Raw genomic sequence first — 6,892 nt, forward strand, 5'->3', positions numbered from 1 at the left:
CGTAGTCTAAGCATTGTGTTATGGCCTTCATATTGTTGGTTTTCAGCGACTCTACAATATCACAAGACCGCACCCAGGTGAAAAACACAAAGCAGCGCCACTTCATGCCAGTCATGAGGTTGCGCTGTATTTTTTCGTGTTTAAGAATAATCCAGGCTAAATGTTCTCCCGCTCCGAAGTCTGTTATACTATGCTTTATCGTATAAATTTCAATTTTAATGAATTTCTTTAGGGGGAATAGGTAATGCTATTTGTAAAGGATATGTTTGTGCTACTAGTCGCCGTTGAGGCATTGCTGATAATGCTTCTCGAGATGTTTGGCACCCAAACAAAAATGGCCCGTAAGGCTTTTGACTTGTCAAAAGGATATCTTGCCACCAAAGAAGCCAAATCATCGATGGCAAACCAAGGACTATATAATGGATTCATCGGTGTAGGCTTGTTATATGCTCGATATGGGCTCAGTGGTGGTGCCTCCTACCACGTTCAGATTTTATTCGTGGGTTTTGTCGTGCTTGCTGCCGCTTTTGGATCACTGACAGCTAACAAGAAAATCATATTTACACAGGGTAGTCCCGCAATCGTAGCGCTTTTTCTGCTTATATTTGTACACTGATGTGCTCCTCATAGTAAGATAAACTTTGGCTCCTAAAGAAACGGTAAGAATCGTTAGATATGCCAGTTAATTCTGATGAGGATAAGCTATTGAAAGTATTATTGGCCTGCCATCCGGTGGGCTTTTTGATTGCAAAAAAATAAGCCCCATATAGGGACTAGGGTGTACTAATTGGTATGCACATGGTTGGTACACGTGACTACTCTGTGGTCTTTCATGACGTGCAAGTTATATGGGCCTCGCCTCTAGAATGAGTTATTATTGAGTGCCACGGGTGCTCAAAATATCGGTATAAAAGCATTTCTAGTTTTTTGTCTTGTCACTGATTTGCACTGATTTTCAAACCTAGGTGATTATCTAAATAGCTAGGCAGACGCCAGCCAATTCATTATGAGGCGCTATTTTTAATTTTCAGAACGTCCACACTCTGCTATAATTCTATTCGTAACATAAAATTTGGAGGCATTCAAAATGATTAAAGAATTTAGAGACTTCATTATGCGTGGCAACGTTCTAGATCTTGCAGTAGGTGTCATTATTGGCGGTGCGTTCACCGCTGTTGTAACTTCCCTGACCAAAAACTTGATCAACCCAATTATTTCTATGTTTGTAGGTAAGGCTGATTTAAGTAAGCTATATTTTACAATTTTGAACGCAAAATTTGCGTATGGCAGCTTTCTTAACGACGTCATTAACTTCTTGATCACTGCTTTTGTAGTCTTTCTTATTGTCAAGACGGTTAATCGTATTATGCCGTCTAAGAAACCTGATGCTCCTGTTGTTTCGAAGGAAGAACTCTTACTTACACAGATTCGCGATTTACTGCGCAATTCAAAATGAGCTATCATAAGTATAAGAGGGAATAGATACCTTCGGCTTTCTTTTTGGCCTTAACTCCTGTATACTTATAATTAGTAACAAAGAATATATTTAATGGGAGGGATTTACATGCACTTCATTTGGTCACTAATTGTTGGCGCAATAATCGGTGCTATTGCTGGCGCTATTACAAGCAAAGGAAAATCGATGGGTTGGATTGCAAATATTATTGCTGGGCTCATCGGATCATCTATTGGTGAAGCACTACTCGGCCATTGGGGTCCTAAACTTGCTGGTATGGCAATAATTCCATCGATAGTTGGTGCAGTGATTGTCGTAGCGGTTGTATCATTCTTTGTTGGTAGATCTAAAGATTGATTGGAGGTCATATGCATGGATGCTTTAAAATCAATTTTTACATTTATGGTAGCCAGCACTTTGCTGGTTGGAGGAGCTCTGGTAGCTGGTACAATTTTGGCAGCCAAGGAAATAGATAAGGCTGGGGATAAATTGCAGGATTCGATTCATGACTAATGATGTACGGGCCGTCTGTGATAGACACACGCTCGCAAAATCCTGCTGAAAGCGTAACTTTCAGCAGGATACGGTACGGTTGAGGTACGAGAAGGCCTGATGCTACACACGGCAAAGGGTATCGTGGCTTAAGATGCATCGAAATTAACCCCAGCTCGGCATGTCAATTGGCATGCCGAGTTTTTTTACTCTTTCAACGAGCTATACCAATCAACGAGCTATACCAATTACCTAGCGGCACGAAAAGCTGTGAGCTCAGACAAAAAGTACTCCGGCGGGCTGGTCATGGAACGCAATGTCGCTCGTCGGAGCTAACTCGCAAAAACCGCGAGTGGATCTCCTTGTATATTAGATTTATCAGTTAGCACCACAAATGGACTACACTGATAACGAGCGCTGCGGATTAGTTTGATCTCCGACAGACCTTGTTAAGGTACTGGTTCGAGAAGGCTCTAACCACAGCTTTTTGTCATATTGTTAATGAGTTAGATAACACGTGGTGCACTGCGCTTCGATGTTTAATTTGACGCAAGGTTACATCGGCAAAAAGCTTGTGGAGCACAGTGCATCTACATATTTGAGGAGCGAGTGAGATGTTATACGTAGGAATTGATGTCGCCAAGAAAAAACATGACGTCGCAGTTATTGACCCTGAAGGAACCATCTTTGTCAGACACCTTGAGATCACCAACAACAGCGAAGGCTTCCAGTGTCTAAAGCAGACGCTGCACAATCTCATGCGAGCAACTGGCGACACTGTTTAAGTAGGGCTAGAAGATACTGGCCACTACTGTTACAACCTCATCTCGTTCCTACGGCAAAATGATTTTGCCCCGCGTTTTACAATCAAGTTAGCAACTATCGTTAGCACTCAGACAAAATAAAAAACACCAAGTCGATACGACCTGTTATCATTAAAGTTCCTACACAATTAATGAAAGAGGTATCGTCTTGATGCAAGAACAGAATATCATGTCTCACACCAAAGGTCACCATCTGACTGCTTTCGAACGTGGAAAAATCGCTGCACTTCATGGAGAGGAGAAGTCAAATCGAGAAATTGCACGCATACTTGGTATCTGCCGGCAAACCGTCGCCAACAAGCTAAACCGAGGCCAGATCGATCAGGTCCAGAAGGTCAATGGCAAGCGTGTGTATCGCACTGAATACAGCGCTGAGGCAGCCCACCTTCGCTATAAAGAGAACCGGCGGCGATGCCACAGACCCCTCCAGCTCGTCCAAGCCGCTGACTTCATCGCCCACTTCACAGAACACTTCAAACAAGACGGCTGGTCCCCAGACGCAGTGGTTGGTCGCGCCAAGAAGAAGAAGCTCTATCGACCTGAGGAGATGGTTTGTACGACGACGCTGTACAACTACATTGATGCTCAGCTCCTGGAGATCAAGAATATTGATCTGCTGGAGAAGACCAGCCACCGCATCAAGCATAAGGCCAACACTCAGCACAAACGACTGCTTACTGGACGTAGTATCGATGAGCGCCCGAAACGTGTGGATAGTCGCCGTGAGTTCGGCCACTTCGAGCTAGACACAGTGGTGGGTAAGCGTGATGGTCAAGAGAGTGTCATTATGACGTTCATCGAACGCAAGTCCCGTTTCCAGTTCATGCGTCTGATTGACGGCCGCGACGCCGATTCGGTAAACTACGCCATGCGCGGTATCGTTGCGGAGTACGGCGACGTCATTAAAACGGTTACTGCCGACAATGGCTCTGAGTTCGCCGACCTAGACTCGGTGCTCGATGGCGTGACCACTGTGTACTATGCGCACCCATACCGTTCCAGTGAGCGCGGCACCAACGAGGTCCACAATAAGATGGTTCGGCGAGACTTCCCCAAAGGTGAGTCCTTAGACGCTGTCAGCCCACTAGCTGTCGCCGAGACTCAAGATCGGCTCAACCGCCTCCCTCGTCGCCAACTCAAATATCGCACGACCGAGGAAGTCTTCATCGCTGAGCGCGCTCGAGCTCAGCGACGAGCTGCCAAGTCAGCCGTAGCCAGCTAACTCAACTCATCAAAGGTAACAGTTCGCCTCACGGTGTCGTGCCACGGAGTGGCTAACTTGTTCTTGCAATTTGCGAAAATGATTTTGCCGTGTTTAGCTATAATCCCTAAAAACCGCAATTTCACAAGGGGAAACATTTGCCTGAAGCCTTACGTAATCAGATAGTGACTAACCTTGATTTTGACAAACTGGAGCAGTTAATTCGAAATCGTCGGCGAGGGGGATACTTCAAGGAAGACGGGGAGCAATACTGGCCTGGCTTCGGATTAAAAAGGCTTTGGCAACACGTTTGTCAATCGTTAAATTGTCCACAGAGAATTCGTGCTGAAGTGAAGCACGTTATTGGAGCAAGGCTCAATGAGTTTTATAATGCATATAATGATTGCATTATTTCCGATGAAAATCTCCCAAGTCTTGATATACGTGACGCATTTCAAGATTACACGCCAGATTATGCTCAAAAGTCATATTTAGTGGCTGTTCAAAAACGTGTAGCGTTTGATACTAGTGATTTTGGGACATTACTGTCATATAATAAATGCATACGGAATCCTGGTTTTCAGACATTTCCCGTGCATTTACGAAATTGACTTGGAGGTTTTATCCATGTTTTATCGTCAAAGTCCCCACCAACTCTCTTTTGAATCCTTTGGTTGCGGTCTGAGCACACCACTCAGTCCAGACAACGAGTGGGTGCGCTTGGCTGATATTTTCCCGTGGAAAGAACTGGATGAGGCATACCAATTGGAGTTTTCCAAGAAAAGTACCGGGCGAGCGGCGAAGCCATTTCGGATGCTTTATGGGGCTGGCCTGATTCAAAATCGAATGAGACTAACTGATCGCGGTGTCGTTGACGCCATTCGAGACACGCCGGCTTATCAGTATTTCATCGGACTTTCAGAGTATCGTGCTGAGAAACCTTTCGCTTACACCAGCTTGTGTACCTTCCGCAAGCGGATCGCAGACATCTCTGAACTGGTCAGAAACATTATCAGCGATTGGCTTCGCGCCAAGATCGAAGCGGTGGTGCCATTCAAAGTTGACGTCATGATCACGGATGCCACAGCGATTCCGGTGAAGATCCGTTATCCCCAAGATACATCGCTGCTCAATCAAGCCCGCCAGAATCTTGAAGACATGGCCATTGACATGGCGCATCAACTGAATGTTCCTAACCCACGCATGTACAAGCGTGAGGTCAAACAAGTTTGGACGGCCTTTTCAAGGCATCCAAAGAGCCAAAAGCAATCTGTTCACAAGCAAGTCAAGGCCCAACTTCAATACGTCCGCCGTGATCTGCGCTACATCAACGAATTCATCGATGCAGGGGCGATCCTAACCGCCAAACAAGCAATACGCTTGGGTGTCATCCGGATCTTGTTTGACCAACAGTGGTACATGTTTGCACACAAGATCCACCATGTCGCAGACCGGATTGTTAGTCTCCAACAACCATACATTCGACCGATTCAGCGTGGTAAGGCGAAAGCTAAAGTTGAGTTCGGAGCTAAGATTGACGCTTCATTGAGTGAAGGTATCGTTGATATTGAGCGCTTTGAATTTAGCGCCTTCAATGAAAGTAAGGACTTTGAAGCGACCTTGGATCATTACTTCGATTTGCATGGCCATTACCCAGATGAGGTGCTGGCAGATACGCTTTATCGCAACCGCGACAATCGAAAATTGTGTACGGATCTAGGCATCACCCTTTGCGGACCTAAACTGGGCGCAAAGCCAAAGCATGTCGGTGCCAAGAAACGCCGACAGGATACGGATGCAGAGAACCGTCGTGGTGCCATTGAACGCCGATTTGCCTTTCTCAAAGGGTCAGTAGGCCTGGACTTAGTTAATACCCGAACAGCTGAGTCATTGGCCGTCAAGATCGATCAGGCAATGGTATTAAGCAATGCCCTGACGTTCTTGCGGGTGTTTGCTATACCAATTTTGATTTCAACCACGAACGAAGGGCAAACCTATCGTTTCTGGTACAAATTTACTACTAGCATCAAGAATATGGCAGCCTAGTTGAACAGCCACTATTTAGAAGGGCAAAAACTGTTTGCCAATATTGCACATGAATTTAATAAAAAACATGGTGATGATGACGCCGACGTTGACTATCTGCTTAAATTTATTGATGTAGCAAACCAAGCTCTGGATGTGCCACTATCTTTGGAAAATTCGGTAGACGGTGTGGTATGCGATTACTTCGTTAAATCCGTTGAGATGAAACTATCGAAGATGTGACATTCGAGTTTTTACTATTCACACCCTGAGATAAAATACTCAGTTTTGAATTGCTACTATTTAGTTGATTTCAACGCCGCCTATCGAGGTGCGATGAATCTTAATGAGTGCTGTAGCGCTGTGATGCTGATACTCTTGCATGCCGTCACGATGTATCTGTAATCCACAACAGGGAGGCTACCGAATAGTAACAGCAGTGAGTAGATTGATTGGAGAGTTACAATGGTCGACATCTATTACTGTGTCGGCCTTTTTTGGTTTCCAAACCGATATTATGACCGCAGTCAATGGTGTGGGTATTTCCTTTTCAGAGAGCGTCGGAATAGAATTATTATTCATAAATCTCGCGATCTATATTGCGGATGGTCATATTGATATGCGCTATATCGGCGCGTAAAGCCGATAACATTAAGAGTTTGTTACAGTACCAGCTTTTGTTTCAAAACGTGTTCCACAAACTGTCTGTATATGTTGAGAGCGAAAGTTCTCGCAGACCTTCCGGAGGGGTCTTGCAACGTACGCCGCCGTGCGCGGCGTGCAGCGCGAAAGCCGCTAGCGCGAGCGGCGGCGGTCGGCGTTAGCCGGCCGCCACAAGCCCCCGGTCTCTAATAGGGGGGCAAATATTAGAGACAAAATACACGTAAGTAGGAC

9 protein-coding genes are annotated in these 6,892 nt (G+C 45.4%); all 9 read left to right on the forward strand.

Annotated features, from left to right (window positions below):
- Positions 1-244 precede the first annotated feature (244 nt).
- Positions 245-616 carry a DUF1304 domain-containing protein gene (locus EKM88_RS13030; RefSeq protein WP_125706724.1) on the forward strand — a complete coding sequence of 124 codons (372 nt, stop codon included), beginning with the start codon at positions 245-247 and terminating at the stop codon, positions 614-616.
- Positions 617-1,087: 471 nt separating this feature from the next.
- Positions 1,088-1,456 (forward strand): large-conductance mechanosensitive channel protein MscL, encoded by a 369-nt coding sequence (gene mscL, locus EKM88_RS13035; RefSeq protein ID WP_125706725.1) that lies wholly within the window; start codon positions 1,088-1,090, stop codon positions 1,454-1,456.
- Positions 1,457-1,564: 108 nt separating this feature from the next.
- Complete coding sequence (locus EKM88_RS13040; RefSeq protein ID WP_033572653.1) at positions 1,565-1,813, forward strand: GlsB/YeaQ/YmgE family stress response membrane protein; 249 nt, start codon at positions 1,565-1,567, stop codon at positions 1,811-1,813.
- A 15-nt stretch (positions 1,814-1,828) separates the two neighbouring features.
- A complete protein-coding gene (locus tag EKM88_RS13375) occupies positions 1,829-1,969 on the forward strand; it encodes a hypothetical protein (RefSeq protein ID WP_164507541.1) in 141 nt (46 codons plus the stop codon).
- A gap of 593 nt (positions 1,970-2,562) precedes the next feature.
- Positions 2,563-2,733 (forward strand): IS110 family transposase, encoded by a 171-nt coding sequence (locus tag EKM88_RS13045; RefSeq protein ID WP_125706726.1) that lies wholly within the window; start codon positions 2,563-2,565, stop codon positions 2,731-2,733.
- A 190-nt stretch (positions 2,734-2,923) separates the two neighbouring features.
- Positions 2,924-3,994 carry an IS30 family transposase gene (locus tag EKM88_RS13050; protein WP_125706730.1) on the forward strand — a complete coding sequence of 357 codons (1,071 nt, stop codon included), beginning with the start codon at positions 2,924-2,926 and terminating at the stop codon, positions 3,992-3,994.
- Between the two features lie 137 nt (positions 3,995-4,131).
- Positions 4,132-4,584 (forward strand): hypothetical protein, encoded by a 453-nt coding sequence (locus EKM88_RS13055; RefSeq protein WP_125706727.1) that lies wholly within the window; start codon positions 4,132-4,134, stop codon positions 4,582-4,584.
- A 16-nt stretch (positions 4,585-4,600) separates the two neighbouring features.
- Positions 4,601-6,019: an IS5 family transposase gene (locus tag EKM88_RS13060; protein WP_125706728.1), complete on the forward strand. Its 1,419-nt coding sequence runs from the start codon at positions 4,601-4,603 to the stop codon at positions 6,017-6,019.
- The gene (locus tag EKM88_RS13065) at positions 6,020-6,241 is read left to right on the forward strand and encodes a hypothetical protein (protein ID WP_125706729.1); all 222 of its coding nucleotides are present in this window, start codon (positions 6,020-6,022) and stop codon (positions 6,239-6,241) included.
- The last annotated feature ends 651 nt before the right edge of the window (positions 6,242-6,892 follow it).

Source organism: Lacticaseibacillus daqingensis, from assembly GCF_003946115.1.
GTDB classification, from domain to species: Bacteria; Bacillota; Bacilli; order Lactobacillales; family Lactobacillaceae; genus Lacticaseibacillus; species Lacticaseibacillus daqingensis.

Bases quoted from the DNA above. Each gene is read 5' to 3' on its own strand.
- EKM88_RS13030 (WP_125706724.1), top strand. From the start codon at position 245: ATGCTATTTGTAAAGGATATGTTTGTGCTACTAGTCGCCGTTGAGGCA.
- mscL (WP_125706725.1), top strand. From the start codon at position 1,088: ATGATTAAAGAATTTAGAGACTTCATTATGCGTGGCAACGTTCTAGAT.
- EKM88_RS13040 (WP_033572653.1), top strand. From the start codon at position 1,565: ATGCACTTCATTTGGTCACTAATTGTTGGCGCAATAATCGGTGCTATT.
- EKM88_RS13375 (WP_164507541.1), top strand. From the start codon at position 1,829: ATGGATGCTTTAAAATCAATTTTTACATTTATGGTAGCCAGCACTTTG.
- EKM88_RS13045 (WP_125706726.1), top strand. From the start codon at position 2,563: ATGTTATACGTAGGAATTGATGTCGCCAAGAAAAAACATGACGTCGCA.
- EKM88_RS13050 (WP_125706730.1), top strand. From the start codon at position 2,924: ATGCAAGAACAGAATATCATGTCTCACACCAAAGGTCACCATCTGACT.
- EKM88_RS13060 (WP_125706728.1), top strand. From the start codon at position 4,601: ATGTTTTATCGTCAAAGTCCCCACCAACTCTCTTTTGAATCCTTTGGT.